General features: G+C 66.9%; 15 protein-coding genes. 4 read left to right on the top strand and 11 right to left on the bottom strand.

What is annotated here, in order from left to right:
* Positions 1-105 precede the first annotated feature (105 nt).
* The 3 genes from B5Y19_RS19120 to B5Y19_RS19110 form a co-directional block, all read right to left on the bottom strand.
* Positions 106-1,485 (bottom strand): amino acid ABC transporter permease, encoded by a 1,380-nt coding sequence (locus B5Y19_RS19120; protein WP_055729362.1) that lies wholly within the window; start codon positions 1,483-1,485, stop codon positions 106-108.
* A gap of 10 nt (positions 1,486-1,495) precedes the next feature.
* Positions 1,496-2,692, bottom strand: coding sequence for an amino acid ABC transporter permease (locus B5Y19_RS19115; RefSeq protein ID WP_197282460.1), 1,197 nt, complete (start codon positions 2,690-2,692; stop codon positions 1,496-1,498).
* A 572-nt stretch (positions 2,693-3,264) separates the two neighbouring features.
* Positions 3,265-4,287, bottom strand: a complete 1,023-nt coding sequence (locus B5Y19_RS19110; RefSeq protein ID WP_055729361.1) for an amino acid ABC transporter substrate-binding protein — start codon at positions 4,285-4,287, stop codon at positions 3,265-3,267.
* A gap of 263 nt (positions 4,288-4,550) precedes the next feature.
* Here B5Y19_RS19110 and metC point away from each other — a divergent pair, with 263 nt between their 5' ends.
* A complete protein-coding gene (gene metC, locus B5Y19_RS19105) occupies positions 4,551-5,741 on the top strand; it encodes a cystathionine beta-lyase (protein WP_055729360.1) in 1,191 nt (396 codons plus the stop codon).
* Positions 5,742-5,971: 230 nt separating this feature from the next.
* Here metC and ppx read toward each other — a convergent pair whose 3' ends face one another.
* From ppx to B5Y19_RS19080, 5 genes are all read right to left on the bottom strand, one after another.
* Positions 5,972-7,546: an exopolyphosphatase gene (gene ppx, locus B5Y19_RS19100; RefSeq protein WP_055729359.1), complete on the bottom strand. Its 1,575-nt coding sequence runs from the start codon at positions 7,544-7,546 to the stop codon at positions 5,972-5,974.
* Complete coding sequence (locus tag B5Y19_RS19095; RefSeq protein WP_055729365.1) at positions 7,482-9,677, bottom strand: RNA degradosome polyphosphate kinase; 2,196 nt, start codon at positions 9,675-9,677, stop codon at positions 7,482-7,484. The genes ppx and B5Y19_RS19095 overlap by 65 nt, the downstream gene beginning before the upstream one ends.
* Before the next feature lie 126 nt (positions 9,678-9,803).
* On the bottom strand, positions 9,804-10,502 hold the full coding sequence (locus B5Y19_RS19090) for a P-loop NTPase family protein (protein ID WP_055729358.1): 699 nt from the start codon (positions 10,500-10,502) through the stop codon (positions 9,804-9,806).
* A gap of 9 nt (positions 10,503-10,511) precedes the next feature.
* Entirely contained in the window at positions 10,512-11,621 is a 1,110-nt protein-coding gene (locus B5Y19_RS19085; protein WP_055729357.1) for an AI-2E family transporter, read from the bottom strand.
* 92 nt (positions 11,622-11,713) lie between these two features.
* The gene (locus B5Y19_RS19080) at positions 11,714-12,244 is read right to left on the bottom strand and encodes a CDP-alcohol phosphatidyltransferase family protein (protein ID WP_055729356.1); all 531 of its coding nucleotides are present in this window, start codon (positions 12,242-12,244) and stop codon (positions 11,714-11,716) included.
* 144 nt (positions 12,245-12,388) lie between these two features.
* On the opposite strand from B5Y19_RS19080, the gene purM reads away from it, so the two are divergent.
* Both purM and purN read left to right on the top strand, forming a co-directional pair.
* On the top strand, positions 12,389-13,462 hold the full coding sequence (gene purM, locus B5Y19_RS19075; protein ID WP_055729355.1) for a phosphoribosylformylglycinamidine cyclo-ligase: 1,074 nt from the start codon (positions 12,389-12,391) through the stop codon (positions 13,460-13,462).
* A gap of 142 nt (positions 13,463-13,604) precedes the next feature.
* On the top strand, positions 13,605-14,246 hold the full coding sequence (gene purN, locus B5Y19_RS19070) for a phosphoribosylglycinamide formyltransferase (RefSeq protein ID WP_055729354.1): 642 nt from the start codon (positions 13,605-13,607) through the stop codon (positions 14,244-14,246).
* Here purN and B5Y19_RS19065 read toward each other — a convergent pair.
* The 3 genes from B5Y19_RS19065 to B5Y19_RS19055 all read right to left on the bottom strand — a co-directional run bounded on the left by B5Y19_RS19065 (position 14,174) and on the right by B5Y19_RS19055 (position 16,313).
* Complete coding sequence (locus B5Y19_RS19065; RefSeq protein WP_079591926.1) at positions 14,174-15,013, bottom strand: helix-turn-helix transcriptional regulator; 840 nt, start codon at positions 15,011-15,013, stop codon at positions 14,174-14,176. The two genes, purN and B5Y19_RS19065, sit on opposite strands and share 73 nt — an antisense overlap.
* A gap of 284 nt (positions 15,014-15,297) precedes the next feature.
* Positions 15,298-15,645: a hypothetical protein gene (locus tag B5Y19_RS19060; protein WP_139384461.1), complete on the bottom strand. Its 348-nt coding sequence runs from the start codon at positions 15,643-15,645 to the stop codon at positions 15,298-15,300.
* 182 nt (positions 15,646-15,827) lie between these two features.
* Positions 15,828-16,313, bottom strand: coding sequence for a DUF3617 domain-containing protein (locus B5Y19_RS19055; protein ID WP_055729352.1), 486 nt, complete (start codon positions 16,311-16,313; stop codon positions 15,828-15,830).
* A gap of 233 nt (positions 16,314-16,546) precedes the next feature.
* On the opposite strand from B5Y19_RS19055, the gene B5Y19_RS19050 reads away from it, so the two are divergent.
* On the top strand, positions 16,547-17,371 hold the full coding sequence (locus B5Y19_RS19050; protein ID WP_055729351.1) for a MipA/OmpV family protein: 825 nt from the start codon (positions 16,547-16,549) through the stop codon (positions 17,369-17,371).
* Positions 17,372-17,389 lie beyond the last annotated feature (18 nt).

Raw genomic sequence — 17,389 nt, 5'->3', positions numbered from 1 at the left:
CCGTCATCTCGACCGCCGTCGCCGTGTTCAGCGAGGTCGGCTTCAGCGCCGCGGGCCGCGTGTCCATCATCTTCGTTTCTGCCATTGCCATGGTCGTCATTCCTCTCAACGTTTTTGGCCGGCGGCTAGGCGCTTCTCGACTGCTACGGAGTAGCGCGACATTCCCCAGCAGCAAAGGAAATAGAAGATCGCGGCGAAGGCATAGCCGGTCGTCCGCGTCGTCGGCGTCGCCCAGGTCGGATCGACAAGGGTGGCCTCGATGGTGCGCAGGAAGTCGAAGATGCCGACGATGGTGACCAGCGTCGTATCCTTGAACAACCCGATGAAGGTGTTGACGATGCCGGGGATCACGATCCGCAGCGCCTGCGGCAGGATGATCAGGCGCATCATCTGCCAGTAGCCGAGGCCGAGCGACATCGCGCCCTCGTACTGCCCCTTCGGGATCGCCTGCAGGCCGCCGCGCACCACCTCCGCCATATAGGCGGCGGCGAAGAGCGCCACGCCGATCAGCGGCCGCAGCAGCCGATCCGGCGAGTACTCCTGCGGCACGAAGAGCGGGAGCATGGTGTTCGCCATGAACAGCACCGTGATCAGCGGCACGCCGCGGACGAACTCGATGAAGATCACCGAGAGCAGCTGGATCGCGGGCAGGCGCGAGCGGCGGCCGAGCGCCAGCAGCACGCCGAGCGGCAATGAGAACACGATGCCGACCGCCGAGATCAGGAAGGTCACCATCATGCCGCCCCAGAGCCCGGTGTCGACTCGTGGCAGGCCGACGCGGTCGGCCAGGACGGCGAGCAGGCCGAAGACGACGACGGCGATCAAGATGAGGCGCTTCGGGCGGTAGAAGCGCTGCCAGGCCGGCATCTCCTGTTCGACGGTCAACTGGCCCTCCCCGATCCAGAACCGCGCCAGCGAGGGCACGAAGGACAGGACGAGATAGAGCACCGCCAGCGCGAAGCTGAGCAGGATCAGGAAGCGCAGGAAGCCCTCGGCGCGCGCGCCGCCCAGCAGCAGGATGAAGGCGCTCGCCGGCAGGATGACGAAGAAGAAGAACACGCCGATCTTCTTCAGCGGCGCCTGGTTCCAGAGCAGCCAGATCACGCCCAGCGCAAACATCGCGAAGACGATGTTGACCCGCCAGCGCTCGCTGACCGGATAGGAGCCGTAGATGAAGTACTGGAAGCGATCGGCGATATAGGCCCAGCAGGCGCCGACCGGCCGGCCGACCTTGTCGGCGAGGCAGGCGTCGCGATGCTCGCCGGTCCAGACCGCATCGAGGAAGTAGAACCGGATCAGGCCCGGTACCGCATCCACCACCAGATAGAGGCAGAGCAGGGTCAGGATCGTGTTGAGCGGGCTGGAGAACAGGTTGGTCCTGATCCAGGCCCAGGGCCCCGCGACCGAAAGCGGCGCGGGCTCCTGCTGCAGCGTCTCCTTGCGGACGTAGGCGTAAGGGGCGTTCTCGAGCGTTGCGTCGGTCATCGATCAGCCCTCACCGTTCGACCAGCGCCATGCGCTTATTGTACATGTTCATGAAGAACGAGGTGACCAGCGAGATCGTCAGATAGACCGCCATGGTGATCGCCACGACCTCGACCGCCTGGCCGGTCTGGTTCAGCACCGTGCCGGTGAAGACCTGGACGAGATCCGGATAGCCGATCGCCACCGCGAGCGAGGAGTTCTTGGTCAGGTTGAGATATTGCGAGGTCAGCGGCGGGATGATGACGCGCATGGCCTGCGGGATGACGACGAGCTTTAGCGTCGGGCCGGACCTGAGGCCGAGCGCATGGGCTGCCTCGCTCTGCCCCTTCGACACCGCCAGGATGCCGGCGCGCACGACCTCGGCGATGAATCCGCCCGTATAGGTCGAGAGGCCGATCAGCAACGCCACGAATTCCGGGAAGATCTGCATGCCGCCAGTGAGGTTGAAGCGGCCCTGCTGCGGATAGTCGAAGGAAAGCGGATGGCCGACAGCGAAGAAGACGGCGAGCGGCAGGCCGACGATCAGGAGCAGCGCGACCCAGCCATTGTGATACTGCCTGCCGGTCTTGGCCTGCTGTCCGCGGGCCCAGATGAAGAAGGCGATCGCCGCCACGACACCAATGAGGAAGGCGATCGCGACCGCTTCGAAGCCCGGGGCGAATTGCGGGCTCGGCAGGATGATACCGCGGTTGTTGAGGTAGATGCTGCCGGGCAATGCGATCGAATTGCGCGCATCCGGCAACGGCTTCAGCACCGCGTTGTACCAGAAGAAGAGCTGCAGCAGCAGCGGGATGTTGCGGATGACCTCGACATAGATCATCGCCAGCTTCGCGACGATCCAGTTGTTCGACAGCCGCGCCACGCCGACGACGAAGCCGATGATGGTCGCGAGGACGATGCCGAGCGCAGCGACCAGCAGCGTATTGAGCAGGCCGACCAGGAAGGCCTCGCCATAGGTCGATCCGCCCGAGGCCGAGAACGGGATCAGCTTCTGGTTGACGTCGAAGCCGGCCGCGTTGTGCCAGAAGCCGAAGCCGGAAGCGATCTTCTGCGCCCGCAGGTTCTCGATCGCGTTGGATGCGGCCGACCAGATCAGAAAGGCGACGACCGCCAGCAGCGCGATCTGGTAGACATAGCCTCGGATCTTCGGGTCGTAGAACAACGACGCCTTGCCGGGTGTTACCGTTTCGGTCGGAATGCTCGACACTTGTTACGCCCTTTTTGCCTCGCTTCTCGCGGTCGGCGATCCGGCGGCGGTGCGGTTGCGCCGCGGTCGTGTTGTGCCCGTCCCGCCTTTTCTGTGAGCTTCTGGTCGAAGGGACGCGCCGTGCGACGGCGGCCCCTCCGCCGTTCACGGGCCGGTCGCGATATCGACGCCGACGGCTGCCACCCCGGCAGCAGTCATGATCTCTGTCTTCATGCTGTTCCCCTGTTCGGAGCGGGTTCGTCCCGCTCTCCCCGATTGAACAAATCTTGAGCGGCGAATGCCGAAGCGGCAAGCGCAGCTGACGCAAAGCCTCAGCAAAACCTAGGCAGCAAATCCCGGACCAACCGGGCCGGCGCCCCTCCTGCGCCGCATCGGAGTCTCTGCGCCGGCAATCCCCTCGTCAACGAACAATCCCGTCAACGGAATCGCGGGGTTCCACGAGCGGCCGCGCGCTGCCGACTTCAGACAAGAACGCCGCGAAACGCTTCGAAAGCGGTCCGCGGCGAGAGCGCGGCAGCTTCAGGGCCGCGAGACGAACGGAGCGCCGGCAGGCCGGCGCTCCGCGATCCATATCAGCGAACCGGCGGCGCGTATTGCAGGCCGCCCTTGGTCCAGAGCGCGTTCTGGCCGCGGGCGATCTTCAGCAGCGACCCCTGGCCGACATTGCGCTCGAAGGACTCGCCGTAGTTGCCGACATGCTTGAGGATCCGCACCACCCAGTCGGTGGTCAGGCCGACCTGTTCGCCGAACTTGCCTTCGGTGCCGAGCAGACGCTTGATCTCGGGATTGTCCGACTTGATCTGCTGATCGACATTCGCCTGGGTGACGCCGAGCTCCTCGGCATTGAGCATGGCGAAGCCGACCCACTTCACCAGGTTGAACCACTGCGGGTCGTTGTTGCGGACGGACGGGCCGAGCGGCTCCTTGGAGATGATCTCGGGCAGGACGATGTGGTCGTCCGGGTTCGTCAGCTTCAGGCGCTCGGCATAGAGGCCCGAGGCGTCCGTGGTGAAGGCGTCGCAGCGGCCGGCGTCATAGGCCTTGACCGTCTCGTCCGAGGTGGCGAAGGCGACGACCTCGTACTTCAGGTTGTTGGCACGGAAGTAGTCGGCGAGGTTGAGCTCCGTCGTCGTGCCCTGCTGGGTGCAGACCGAGGCGCCCGAGAGCTGCAGCGCCGAGTTCACGCCGAGCTTCTTGCGGACCATGAAGCCCTGGCCGTCATAGTAGTTCACGCCGGTGAAGAGCAGGCCCAGCGAAGCGTCGCGCGTCATCGTCCAGGTCGAATTGCGGACCAGCACGTCGACCTCGCCCGACTGGAGCGCGGTGAAGCGGTCCTTGGCCGAGAGCGGGATGAACTTGACCTTGCTCGGGTCGTTGAAGATCGTCGCCGCGATGGCGCGGCAATAATCGACGTCGAGCCCCTTCCAGTTGCCCTGCGCGTCCGGAACGCCGAAGCCGGCGAGGCCGGTGTTCGAACCGCAGTTCAGGATGCCGCGCTGCTTGACCTGCGCGAGCGTCGCCTGGGCCGAAGCCGAGGTCGCGGAAATCGCGAGGCCAATCCCTGCCGCCAAGGCGGCTGCCACAAACTTCTTCATCGATATTCTCCCCATTAAGCCACGTTTCCGGCTGGTGCCGGACGCCATCCTGGTCTCGCCGCCGGCGGCATTTTCACCGCTCGGTTCACATCGCAGTTTGCGCGGCGCCCCCGTTATCGAGTCGATTGCCAGAGTGACCCATGAGCGTCAAGCAACCGCCGTCCGCCTCCGGCGCCCCTTGTCCACTGCATACATCACATGCGACTTTGTAAGGGTTGGTCAAGTCCGGCCGCATTCCCCGCCTTCCGAGTCGTGCCCTTCCCATGAAAAAGCTGACTTCGCCTGAATTTGCCCGCCTCGGCGAGCAGACGCGTCTCGTGCTGGCAGGGCGCGACCCTAGCGACAGTTACGGCTTTGTCAATCCGCCTATCGTACGAGGCTCCACGGTGGTCTATCCGAACACCGAGGACTTCCTGGTCCGCAAGGCGCGCTACACCTACGGCACGGCCGGCAACCCGACGCTCGACGCGCTGATGGCCGCGGCCAACACGATCGAGGGCGGTGCCGGCGTGGTCGTGACGCCATCAGGGCTCATGGCCTGCACCCTCGCCTTCCTGACCATGCTCTCGGCCGGCGATCATGTGCTGGTGACGGACAGCGTCTATCGTCCGACGCGCATCTTCTGCGACACCTTCCTGAAGCGGATGGGCGTCGAGACGACCTATTACGACCCGTCGATCGGCAGCGACATCGCCAAGCTGTTCAAGCCGAACACCAGGGCCGTCTGGACCGAGGCGCCGGGCTCGCAGACCTTCGAGATGCAGGACATCCCCGCCATCGTCGCCGCGGCGCAAGAGCGCGACATCCTCGTCGCGATGGACAACACCTGGGCGACGCCGCTCTTCTTCGACGCCCACAAATTCGGAGTCGACTACTCGGTGCAGGCCGGCACCAAATACTATGCCGCCCATTCCGACGTGCTGATCGGCACCGTCTCGGCACGCACGCCGGAGCTGTTCAAGAAGCTCCACGCGGCCTGGAGCCAGCTCGGTCTGATCGTGGCGCCGGAAGACGCCTTCCTGACATTGCGCGGCATGCGGACCATGTCCGTGCGCCTCAAGGAGCAGATGCCCGCCGGCATCGCCATGGCCGCATGGCTGCGCGATCGCCCAGAGGTCGCCCGCGTCCTGCACCCTGCCCTGCCGGGAGCGCCGGGCCATGAGATCTGGAAGCGCGACTTCACCGGCGCCTCCTCGCTCTTCACCATCGAGCTGAAGCCCGTCTCGATGAAGGCGGTCGGCGCGATGCTCGACGGGCTCACCCTGTTCGGCATCGGTGCGTCCTGGGGCGGCTATGAGAGCCTCGTCCTGCCGTTCGACTGCAGGGACTACCGCACGGCGACGACGCCGGACTTCAAGGGCCCGACGGTGCGCATCCATATCGGGCTCGAGAACATCGAGGACCTCAAGGCCGATCTCGACGCCGGCTTCGCCCGGCTGCGCGCGGCGAGCTGACCGAAAACGCCTCGTTCCGGGATAGGCCGAAGGCTTGAGCCCGGAAACCATGAGCGTGGCGCCGCTCCGGTTATCGTCATGCTCGCCCTTGTGGCGAGCATCCACGTCTTGAACACCGCATTGCGCAAAGGAAGACGTGGATGGTCGGGACAAGCCCGACCATGACAGGAGCGCCGTGGTCTTCGCTCACACCGATCTCCGCAATGACGGCGCGGCGGCGCCTGCGGCCTTCAGAGCCTTCCGATCTCGACGCCGCGGCTGAGCAGCTTGGCGAGTTGCTTGAGCCGACCCTCGACCCTGTCGCTCGCCAGCGCCGCCAGATCCTCGGGGAAGCGCAGCTGCAGCCGGTTGTCGACGCAGGTCGCGGCGATGCGTGGCAGGATGCCGGCCATCCCGGCCGAGAGCAGATAGGCAACCCGGAAGATCCCTGCGATCAGGAGGGCCCGCGCCAGCAGCGGCGGCGGAAGCAGCGTCTTCAGCCCGGCTTCGGCCGGCGAGCCCGCCTTCAGCCCGGCATAGCGATAGAAGGTTGTCAGCGCCAGGAAGGCCCGCCCGACATGGTCGATGCCGGTGAAATAGGCGTGGGCGATGACGTTCATGCTCTGCTCGCCGCGATAATCGGGATGGGCGCGCCAGCCGATATCCGAGAGCAGGCAGACGGTCTCGATCAGCCGGTCGGAGGGCTCGTCCTGCGCCAGCCCGGCGGTCTCCAGGATGCCGCGGGTCCAGGCGATCAGCTCCGTGGCATGGCGCGGATCGCGCGCCCGCAGCAGGTTGTAGTCACGCGCCGCCTGCAGCAGCGGGTCGGCGGTCTGCTCCTCCGGCGAGAGCTGCTCGTGCAGCAGCCCCTCGCGCACGCCCTGCGCCGAGACGACGATGTTGCGCGGCTTGCCGCGCTTGATCAGTTCGTCGAGCACCAGCGCGCCATAGGCGAGCAGCGGCCGGCGTGCCGATGACACCGAATCGATGGCATCGAGCACGGAGGCGTCGGCCCGCTCGACCAGCTTGACGAAATCGACCACATCCTTGGGCGGGATGGCATAGCCATGCATGACGCTCAGCGGGTAGTTCACCCGGCGCTGATGCAGCGTCGCGAGCGCGCGCCAGGTGCCGCCGACGGCGTAGAAGTCCCGCCCCTTCATGGCGCCGAGCTGCGGCAGCTTGTCGAGCTCTTCCTTGACGATCTTCTCGGCCACCTTGAGCGAGCCCTTCGAGCGATCGAGCAGTGCGAGGCCGCCGAGCGGCACGCTGGCACCCTGCCCCACGGCACCGTCGCCGACCGAGATCAGCTCCAGGCTGCCGCCGCCGAGGTCGCCGACGACACCGTCCGCGGCATCGAAACCGGAGATCACGCCGAGGCCCGAGAGCACGGCCTCGCGGCCGCCGGAGATCAGCTCGATCGGCTGGCCGATCGCCCGCTCGGCCCTGGCGATGAAATCGGGCCCGTTCTCGGCATAGCGCGCCGCCGCCGTGGCGATGACGCGAAGCTCGCCGACATGCATCGCCTCGCAGAGGATGCGGAAGCGCACCAGCGCGTGGATCGCCTTCTCGATCGCGTCCTCGGCGAGGCGGCCGGTCGAGGCGACCTGCCGGCCGAGACCGGCCATCTCCTTCTCGTTGAAGACCTGCGAAGGCGCGCGCGCCAGCATCTCGTAGACGACGAGACGCACGGAGTTCGAGCCGATATCGACGATGGCGATCGTGTCCGAGAGCGCCAGGCGCCCCGGCGCGTGCCGGAGCTCAGGCCTTGCGGCCGCCCCGCCGCGTGAGGGAGCGGGGGCTTGAGTTGGAGAGCGATTTTCCACGTCCGGACAGACTCGGGTTCGTCATGAAGTACTTGTGCGCGTTGAACGGCTCTTCGTTCGGCGCGGGGACAATGCGACGCGAGCCGCCCTCCGGCAATATCGTCCAGCTCTGCTCGTTGTCGAGCAGGTTGGCCAACATGATCTGATCGAGCAACTGCTGATGCACGGTCGGATTGAGGATCGGCGTCAGCGCCTCGACGCGGCGGTCGAGGTTGCGCGGCATCAGGTCGGCCGAGGAAATATAGACCTTGGCCTTGGCCGAAGGCAGCCCGTGCCCGGCGCCGAAGGCGTAGATGCGGGTGTGCTCGAGGAAGCGGCCGATGATCGATTTGACGCGGATATTGTCGGAAAGCCCGGGAACGCCGGGCCGCAGGCAGCAGATGCCGCGCACGACGAAGTCGATCTCGACCCCGGCCTGGCTGGCGTCGTAGAGCGCGTCGATGATCTCGGGATCGACCAGGGAGTTGCACTTGCCCCAGATCGCGCCCTTGCGGCCGGCCTTCACATGGGCGACCTCCTCGGCGATGTCGGAGAGCAGCCGCTGCTTCAGGCCGGTGGGCGAGACCGCCATGCGTTCCAGCCCGGCAGGCTCGGCGTAACCGGTGATGAAGTTGAAGATGCGCGCGACGTCCTGCGCGATCACCGGGTCTGCGGTGAAGAAGGAGACGTCGGTGTAGATGCGCGCCGTGATCGGGTGGTAGTTGCCGGTCGCGATATGGCAGTAGCTCACGAGGTGGCCGGACTCGCGGCGCACGACGAGCGAGAGCTTGGCGTGGGTCTTGAGCTCGATGAAGCCGTAGACGACCTGAACGCCGGCGCGCTCCATCTCCTTCGCCCAGCGGATATTCGCCTCCTCGTCGAAGCGCGCCTTGAGCTCGACCAGGGCGGTGACGGACTTGCCGGCCTCGGCCGCCTCCGTCAACGCCTTGACGATCGGCGAGTTGGCCGAGGTTCGGTAAAGCGTCTGCTTGATCGCGACCACATTGGGGTCGCGCGCCGCCTGCTGCAAGAACTGCACGACGACGTCGAAGCTCTCATAGGGATGATGGACGAGCAGGTCCTTCTGGCGGATCGCGGCGAAGCAGTCGCCGCCATGCTCGCGGATGCGCTCCGGGAAACGGGCGTTGTACGGTTTGAACTTGAGGTCCGGCCGGTCGACGCCGACGAGCTGGGCGAGCTCATTGAGCCCGATCATGCCGTTGACCTCGACGACCTCGTCGCTGTCGACCTTGAGCTCGCGCACGATCAGCCGGCGCAGATGGTCGGGCATGCCGGTCGAGAGCTCGAGGCGGATCACGACGCCGAGGCGGCGCTGCTTCAGCATGGTCTCGAAGACGCGGACCAGATCCTCCGCCTCCTCCTCGATATCGAGATCGGAGTCGCGGATGATGCGGAAGGAGCCCGCGCCCTTGACCTCATAGCCGGGAAAGAGCTTGCCGATGAACAGCGAGACCGCGTCGTCGAGCGCGATGAAGCGGTGCAGCCCCTCCCGGGCGAGGTCCGGCAGTTCGATGAAGCGGTCGATCTTGGTCGGCACGCGGATCAGCGCGTCGAGCTGGCGTCCGTCGCTCTTGCGCTCGAGGGCGAGCGCGATCGTGAAGCCGAGATTGGGGATGAAGGGGAAGGGATGCGCCGGGTCTATCGCCAGCGGCGTCAGCACCGGGAAGACGTAGTTGAGGAAGTAGTCCTCCAGCCAGATCCGGTCCTGCGAGCCGATATCGGCCGGCTCGAGCAGATGCAGGCGGTTCTCGTGCAAATCGTGGCGCAGCTCCGCCCAGCGCGCCTGCTGGTCGTCCGTCAGGGCCGAGACCGCCTGGCCGATGGCGACGAGCTGCTCGGCCGGGGTGAGCCCGTCCTGGCTCGGCGTGACGACGCCCGCCTTGAGCTGTTCACGCAGGCCCGAGACACGGACCATGAAGAACTCGTCGAGATTGTTCGCCGAGATCGAGAGGAAGCGCAGCTGCTCCAGCAGCGGATGGCTGCGGTTGGAGGCCTCCTCCATGACCCGCCGGTTGAACTGCAGCCAGGAGAGCTCGCGATTCATGAAGCGCGTGGGCAGATGGCGCAGCGCCGGCGCATCGGCCTCGCCGGTCAGCTTCTCCGGCTCGTCGGTCACGATCTCGAGATTCATGCGCTTCACCCGCATCCTGGTCGTCTTGCCGCTCATGGCGCCGTTGAAGCCATCCTAGCGTGACAGTTCGATGACGGGCGACATGATTTCGCGCCGCGGCAGCCCTGCGGTACAAACCGGCATGGCTCAGCCGGGTTCCTGCGGGAAGAGATCGGCCAGCACCTCCTGGACGAGCGGGCGAGTGACGCGGCGGCCGCGCTCCAGGGCGAGGCGATCCAGCCGATCGACGACCTGCCTGGCTGCGGCAAAGGAACGCTCCATGCGCAGCGCCAGCGCATCGATCACGGCGGTATCGACCACGAGCTGGCGGTCGATGAACAGCTTGACGAGCACCGCGCGCAGGAGCCCGTCATCCGGTGGCTCGATCGTCGCGCTCGGCGCCAGCCGCAGCCGCGACAGCAGATCCGGCACGCGCAGGCCCCAGAGATCGGGCTGCCGGCGCGCCGTCAGCAGCAGCGAGCCGCCCCGCGCCTTCATCGCGTTCATCAGATGGAACAGCGCCGGCTCGTCGAGATCACCGGCGTCGCAATCCTCGACCACCAGCGCGCCGCCCGAGACCAGATGCGGCACCTTGGCCTCGTCGAGCTCGCTCGCCCGGATGGTCCAGGCATGGGCGGCTCTCGCCCAGATGGCGGCAAGATGGGTCTTGCCGGCGCCTTCCGGCCCGGTCAGGCGCAACCAAGCCTCGGGCCATGCCGGCCAGCGCTCGATCAGGCCGTAGGCCGCCTCGTTCGAGGGGCCTACGAGAAAATCCTCGACGCCGTGACGGCTGTCGAGCGGAAGGTCGAATGCGAGCTGGCGCGGGCGTTGCGGAACGTCGGACATGGATGAAACTTAGGAATCGGCCTTGATCCGCGCCTTGGCCTTGGCGGCGCGGGTGGCATCTCCACCGTGATAGAGGTTGCTGGCGAGATATTGCCGGAGCGCGAAGCGGCAGAGCACGCCGATGACGGCCGCGAGCGGCACCGCCAGCAGCAGCCCGACGAAGCCGAAGAGCGAGCCGAAGGCGAGCAGCGCGAACATCAGCCAGACCGGATGAACGCCGATCGAGTCGCCGACGAATTTCGGCTGGAAGATGTTCCCTTCCAGGAACTGGCCGGCGAGGAAGACGCCGAGCGTCGCCAGCGGCCAGGTCCAGTCCGGCCAGAACTGCACGATCGCGACGCCGACCGAGAGCACGAGGCCGGTCAGCGAACCGACATAGGGGATGAACGACAGGAAGCCGGAGATGATGCCGATCAGCGCGCCGAAATTGACCCCGACGATGCTCAGGCCGATCGCGTAGAAGGTGCCGAGGAGCAGGCAGACCAGCGCCTGCCCGCGCAGGAATCCGGCGATCGCCAGATCCATCTCGTGCAGGAGGTCGCGGATGGTGTCGCGATGCTCGAGCGGCAGCCAGCTATCGACGGTCGCGACCATCCGGTCCCAGTCGACCAGCAGGTAGAAGGCGATCACCGGCGTCAGCACCAAGAGCGAGAACACGCCGACGATGGCAGTGCCGCCGCTCCAGAGCGACTGCAGCAGGCCGCCGATCCATTTGGTCGCCTCGCCGACGAGGTTGCCGAGCGAGTTCTGCGCCTCCTGCTGCAGGTTTCCGCCACCGAAGCGCTCGAGCCAGGGCGCGCCCTTCTCCATCACCAGCGCCTGCAGCTTGGCCGCATCGGCCGGCAGCCTCTCGACCAGCCCCGCGAGCTGCCGGCCGAGCAGCGGCGCCAGCAGCACGAGCGCCAGCACGAAGATCACGAGGAAGACGAACAGGATGACGATGGTGGCGCTCAGCCGGTTCATGCCCATCCGCTCCAGCCGGTCGGCCAGCGGATCGAGCAGATAGGCGAGCGCCAGTGCCGCGATGAAAGGCAGCAGCACGTCCCGCAGCAGCACCAGCAGCAGGATGAAGACGACAAGGGATCCGAGCCAAAAGCCGATCTGGCGCTGCAACGTCATCGATCAGCCTCTTTCGCGTCTCCGGCCGGCAGAAGGGTTAGATGTGCACGGATGCCGCCGGTTCAACGCCCGCGACGGCGGATCGAGGCCCATCAACCAGCCATGTGGCGCAGCCAGAAGGCCAGATAGGCCGTCATCGAGGCCAGCGTCAACAGCGCGACGACAAGCTCCGCCACCACCGCGGCCGGACCGGGATCGATGCTGAAGGCGCGCGAGCCGAGCGCCAGCGCGGCGAAGGCGATCTGCGCTGCCGTATTGAGCTTGCTGACCATGATCGGGGCGATCGTCACCGGCCGGTCGAGCAGCCAGGACAGGAGCACAGCCGCCACGATCATCAGATCCCGCGAAACAACCAGGATGACGAGCCAGATCGGCACCGCCCCGACCAGCGCCAGCGTGATGTAAATCGAAACGATCAGCGCCTTGTCGGCGATCGGGTCGAGCCAGGCGCCGAGCTCGCTCGCCATGCCGCAGCGCTTGGCGAGGAAGCCGTCGATCGCATCGGAGACCCCGGCCACCACGAAAAGGATGAAGGCGAAATCCCAGCGCGCATTGACGATCATGACGATCACCAGCGGCACCAGGAACAGGCGGCCGACCGTGATCAGGTTGGGGATCGTCATCCGGAACGCCCGAGCGGATCTCGACAAAAAGCGACGCTAAGGTCGCGGACCGTGGATCGGCAAGAGCGAAAACGCCGATACGCCTTGCAAGGCGCGGCGCGCTTGCCTATCGCTCCCGCAAGCACGCAAGGAAGGCGAAACGCAATGAGCAAGCCCGGCGCAAACGGACTGACCTATGCGCAGGCGGGCGTCGACATCGACGCCGGCAACGCCATGGTCGACGAGATCAAGCCGCTGGTGCGCGCCACGCGCCGGCCGGGTGCCGACGCCGAGATCGGCGGGTTCGGCGGGCTGTTCGACCTCAAGGCCGCCGGCTTCAGCGATCCGATCCTGGTCGCGGCCAATGACGGCGTGGGCACCAAGGTGAAGATCGCGATCGAAAGCGGGCTGCATTCGACGATCGGCATCGATCTCGTCGCGATGTGCGTCAACGACCTGATCGTGCAGGGTGCCGAGCCCCTGCTCTTCCTCGACTACTACGCTACCGGAAAGCTCGATCCGAAGGTCGGCGTCGAGATCGTGCGCGGCATCGCCGATGGCTGCCGCCAGGCCGGCTGCGCACTGATCGGCGGCGAGACCGCCGAGATGCCCGGCATGTACGCCGAGAAGGACTACGACCTCGCCGGCTTCGCGGTCGGAGCGGCCGAGCGCGGCACGCTGCTGCCGCGCGAGGACCTGAAGCCCGGCGACGTGGTGTTCGGCCTGCCCTCCTCCGGGGTGCACTCCAACGGCTATTCGCTGGTCCGCCGCATCGTCGCGCTGAGCGGCCTGGCCTGGACGGCACCGGCCCCCTTCGCTCCCAAAAAAGGCCTGGCGGAGGCGCTACTGGAGCCGACGCGGATCTATGTGAAGCCGCTGCTCCAGGCGCTCAAGGCCACCGACGGCATCAAGGCGCTGGCGCATATCACCGGCGGCGGCTTCCCCGACAACATCCCGCGCGTGCTGCCCGAAGGGCTCGGCGTCGCGCTCGACCTCGATGCGATCCCGGTCCCGCCGGTGTTCGGCTGGCTCGCCAGGATCGGCGGCGTCGCCGAGCGCGAGATGCTGCGCACCTTCAACTGCGGCATCGGCATGATCGTCGCGGCTGAAGCCCACAAGGCCGACGCCGTCCTCGCCGCGCTGAAGGCGGCCGGCGAGGCGCCGGTGAAGCTCGGCGAGGTGGTTCCGGTCGGCGCCGGCGAAGAGCAGGTCAGCTATCGCGGCAAGCTCTCGCTGTGAATGTGATGTCTTCCATGTCAGCCCTCATCCTGAGGAGCGCTTCGCAGAAGCCCGTCTCGAAGGATGGTCCAGGAGGCGCGGACGATATCTGGAGCATCCTTCGAGACGCGGCCTGCGGCCGCTCCTCAGAATGAGGGCTCACATGATCGGCAAGCCAGCTGAGACCAACACGGCCTCCCGCAAGCGCGTCGGGGTCCTGATCTCCGGCCGCGGCTCCAACATGGTCTCGATCGCGGAGGCGGCCCGCGCGCCGGACTATCCGGCCGAGATCGCGCTCGTGATCTCCAACATCCCCGACGTCGCGGGGCTCGACCGGGCCCGCGGCTTCGGCATCGCCACGGCGACGGTCGATCATCGTCCCTTCGGCAAGGACCGCGAAGCCTTCGAGCGCGCGGTGGACGAACTCCTGCGCGTCAACCAGATCGACCTCGTCGTGCTCGCCGGCTTCATGCGCATCCTGACGCCCTGGTTCGTCAAGCGCTGGGAAGGCCGGCTGATCAACATCCACCCGTCCCTGCTGCCACTGTTCAAGGGCACGCATACGCACCGGCAGGCGCTCGAAGCCGGTGTCAGCGAGCATGGCTGCTCGGTGCATTTCGTCGTGCCGGAACTCGACGCCGGGCCGGTGATCCTGCAGGCGAAGGTGCCGATCCTGCCCGGCGACGACGAGGAGACGCTGTCCAAGCGCGTCCTCGTCGAGGAGCACAAGCTCTATCCGGCGGCGCTGGCCGAGGTCGCCTCCGGCCGGGCCAGCTTGACCGGGGACGCCGTCAGCCGAACCTGACCGTCGCCCTCGCCCGGATGCTTCGCGGCAGGCCGGGCCGAGCCCTCGCTGCCCTCGCGCTTGCAGCGCTCCCATTCCTCGCGGGCCCGCTCCTCCTCCTTCTGCCAGCGGCGGAAGAGGTCGGCGCGGCGGGCGGGGTAGCGCTCCTCCAGCGCGACGAGGCCGGTCATGCGGTCGGTGCGGAAATGGCGGAAGGCCTGCCTCAGCTCGCACCAGGCGATGACGATCCGCACGCGCTCGTAGAAGGTCATCCCGATCGGCCAGATCATCCGCTGCGTGGCATGGCCGCTCTCGTCGCTGTACTCGATCGAGAGCTTGCGGCCGTTGCGGATGGCGGCACGCACCGCCGCGACGTCGACCTGATCGGCCGGCACGTCGCCGGGGTAGGACGCAGCGAACAGGGCGCCGTCGAGCAGGATCGGCCGCAGATGCGGCGGCAGAACTGCCGCCACCTTGCTGACCACGTCCTCGGCGGCCCGCGCCAGCACGGGATCGGCACGGTCGCTGAGCCAACGCATGCCAACCAGCACGGCCTCGATCTCGTCGGGCGAGAGCATCAGCGGCGGCAGATCGAAGCCGGCGTCGAGGACATAGCCGATGCCGGCCTCGCCGCGCACCGGCACGCCCTGGCGCACCAGCGCGCCGATGTCGCGATAGACCGTCCGCACGGAGACATCGAGCTCGGAGGCCAGCGTCTCTGCGGTGACGGGGCGCCTGCGGCGACGCAGGCTCTGGATCATGTCGAGCAATCGTTCGGCGCGCTGCACGGCGGCGTCTCCCTACCCGGATTCCAATCGACTGACAGGGAACACGGATCGGATCAGATTGCGGTGCAATCCGATCGGCGCGTGTTCGAGTGACAGCAGAGTGGAACGCCCGGATGACAGTTTCTGTCAGGAGCGTGTCAGCAGCAAGGCGGGAGACAGGAGACTTTGAACGTCATCCCGCGAGATCGCGTCGACGGCCGCGGGGCCATTCCGGATAGCCGGCGGACGCCCGCGATCCACGCCCGAACAGCCCAGGCATGGATCCCGGATCGGCGCAGCTGAGCTCAGAACGGACGCTTGAGCTTGCAGCGATCGATGTACTGCAGGCCCTTCTCGCGGGCGGAGTCGTTGAAATACCCGGTGTCGCGGAAGGCCTGGATCTCGTCCTTGGTCATCGCGTTGACCGTGCCCTTGGCATAGCAGGAGCAGGGCGAATGGACCGCCTCGCGCGTCGTGCCCATGAGCTGCGACTGGGTGACCAGGCAGGCATCGAAGGCGCGCAGCTGGATCATGTAGGGCGTCAGGTTCTTCGCAGTCGGGTCGGGCGGCGGCAGCGCGGTCGAGCTGCTCGCGGCAAAGGCCGAGACACTCGCCAGAATCGACAGCCCACCGGCCACAACGACCGCACCCATCCGCCGCATCATCATGATATCGCCTGCCCTTCGAGAACGATGCGCGCCGAGCACGATGATGGGCGGCACCGCCTTCCGGCATGGCCACAGTGCATGGCCGACGTCAAGAGCCGGGGCTGCGGGCGGTTGCGGATTCTGCCGGCCGTGCTTTCGCGGCGACGCTCCGGACGCGGCTGCGTGCCTTACGGCTTGGGCGCCGCAGGCGGCATCGAGATCACCTGGCCATTCGGCAAGATGATGTCGCCCGGCTTCTGCCCTGCCTCGCACTCGCCGAGGCGCTTGGCTTCGACCACGAGCTTGCGCTCCACCGTTCCCGTCTGCCCCGGCACGCCGGAGAGCCGGGTCGTGCCCTCGGTCCGGATCGCCATGTCGAAATCACCGGTGATGACGCTGGTACCGGCAGCCTTGATCGGCCCGACCGTGCATTCGGTCTCGATGGCGTAGCCGGTCGCGGTCTTGGAGACCTGGATCTTGGAGCAGGCCCCGCCCGCCAGGCCGCCGACGGCCGATTGATCGGTCCCCGGGCCGACGCATTGCTTGGCGACGGTCTGCCCCTCCGCACCGGACGACTTGGTTTCCCAGAGCCCGGGCTTGCGCTGCGGCAGCTCCTGCGCGAGCGCGGGGGCGGCGCTCAGCGCGATCAGCGCGACGATGGCCGCTGGCCTCATGATCGATCTCCTGTCGACACGAATCGTGTCCTGGCCGGAGACAGAGCCCGCAACGATGGGCCGTTTTGAGGCGGCGGCTCCGGCCGGAGCCGCCGCTATGCGAGCCCGCAGCCGTAACGCCTTGAGAACATGGGCGATAACGAATTGCGAACCTTAACCGGGCATTAATCCCCCTGCCTCAGATTGCGGGCATTCACATCACTGGAGGCGCGGTCGCGTCGGAGTTCTGGACTATGCGTTGCGTTGCGTATCTGGCGGGTCTCTCGACCTGTCTCGCCCTGTCGCTGCCCGGCGGCGCCCGGGCGCAATCGAGCGACTACTCGACCCTCACCTCGCCCCAATCCGCCCAGAACTGGTATCTCACCCTCGGCGGCGGCCTGCGCTACCAGCCGGACTACGCCGGTTCCGACGACTATGTCTTCCGGGCGCGGCCGATCATCTCGCTGAGCAAGGGCCTCAAGAGCACCTGGTGGAGCGCCGAAGACGACGCGATGCTCAGCATCGGCTTCTTCTCCGGCAAGGGCTGGCGCATCGGCTTCTCCGGCGACCTGCTGTGGAAGCGCGACGCCAAGGTCAACCATGCGCTCGTCGCCGTCCCATCGACCAAGTACGGCGCCGAGGCCGGCGGCTTCGTCGAATTCTATCCGACATCCTGGCTGCGCGCCCGCGCCGACCTGCGCCGCGGCATCGTCGCCCATGACGGCGTGGTCGCCGATCTCAAGCTCGACGCCTTCAGCAATTTCGGCCCCTGGACCCTCGGCGTCGGTCCGCGCATGCGGATCGCCTCGGCCGACTATGTCCGGACCTATTTCGGCACCGGCGGCGCCATGCCCGGCACGGGCGGGATGCTGCAGCGCTTCAACGCCGGCGTCCATTCGATCGGCGCCCTGGCGCAGGTGACCTATCACTGGTCCGACCAGCTCAAGACGACCGCCTATGTCGAGTACAAGCGCCTCGTCGGCGACGCCACGCGCTCCCCGATCGTCAGGCCATTTGGCTCGCGCGATTCGATCACGGTCGGCGTCTCGGCGAGCTACGCCTTCGACCTCGGCCTCTGAACGGCGTTCCAAACGAAA

Origin of the sequence: Allobosea thiooxidans, from assembly GCF_900168195.1 — a bacterium.
GTDB lineage: Bacteria > Pseudomonadota > Alphaproteobacteria > Rhizobiales > Beijerinckiaceae > Allobosea > Allobosea thiooxidans.
Note: the sequence above shows the minus strand (reverse complement) of the source record. Positions and strands in the feature narration are given on the sequence as shown.

Excerpts from the sequence above, each read along its gene's own strand:
- B5Y19_RS19120 (WP_055729362.1), bottom strand. The coding sequence starts at position 1,485 with ATGACCGACGCAACGCTCGAGAACGCCCCTTACGCCTACGTCCGCAAG.
- B5Y19_RS19110 (WP_055729361.1), bottom strand. The coding sequence starts at position 4,287 with ATGAAGAAGTTTGTGGCAGCCGCCTTGGCGGCAGGGATTGGCCTCGCG.
- metC (WP_055729360.1), top strand. The coding sequence starts at position 4,551 with ATGAAAAAGCTGACTTCGCCTGAATTTGCCCGCCTCGGCGAGCAGACG.
- B5Y19_RS19095 (WP_055729365.1), bottom strand. The coding sequence starts at position 9,677 with ATGAATCTCGAGATCGTGACCGACGAGCCGGAGAAGCTGACCGGCGAG.
- B5Y19_RS19090 (WP_055729358.1), bottom strand. The coding sequence starts at position 10,502 with ATGTCCGACGTTCCGCAACGCCCGCGCCAGCTCGCATTCGACCTTCCG.
- B5Y19_RS19085 (WP_055729357.1), bottom strand. The coding sequence starts at position 11,621 with ATGACGTTGCAGCGCCAGATCGGCTTTTGGCTCGGATCCCTTGTCGTC.
- B5Y19_RS19080 (WP_055729356.1), bottom strand. The coding sequence starts at position 12,244 with ATGACGATCCCCAACCTGATCACGGTCGGCCGCCTGTTCCTGGTGCCG.
- purM (WP_055729355.1), top strand. The coding sequence starts at position 12,389 with ATGAGCAAGCCCGGCGCAAACGGACTGACCTATGCGCAGGCGGGCGTC.
- purN (WP_055729354.1), top strand. The coding sequence starts at position 13,605 with ATGATCGGCAAGCCAGCTGAGACCAACACGGCCTCCCGCAAGCGCGTC.
- B5Y19_RS19060 (WP_139384461.1), bottom strand. The coding sequence starts at position 15,645 with ATGGGTGCGGTCGTTGTGGCCGGTGGGCTGTCGATTCTGGCGAGTGTC.
- B5Y19_RS19055 (WP_055729352.1), bottom strand. The coding sequence starts at position 16,313 with ATGAGGCCAGCGGCCATCGTCGCGCTGATCGCGCTGAGCGCCGCCCCC.
- B5Y19_RS19050 (WP_055729351.1), top strand. The coding sequence starts at position 16,547 with ATGCGTTGCGTTGCGTATCTGGCGGGTCTCTCGACCTGTCTCGCCCTG.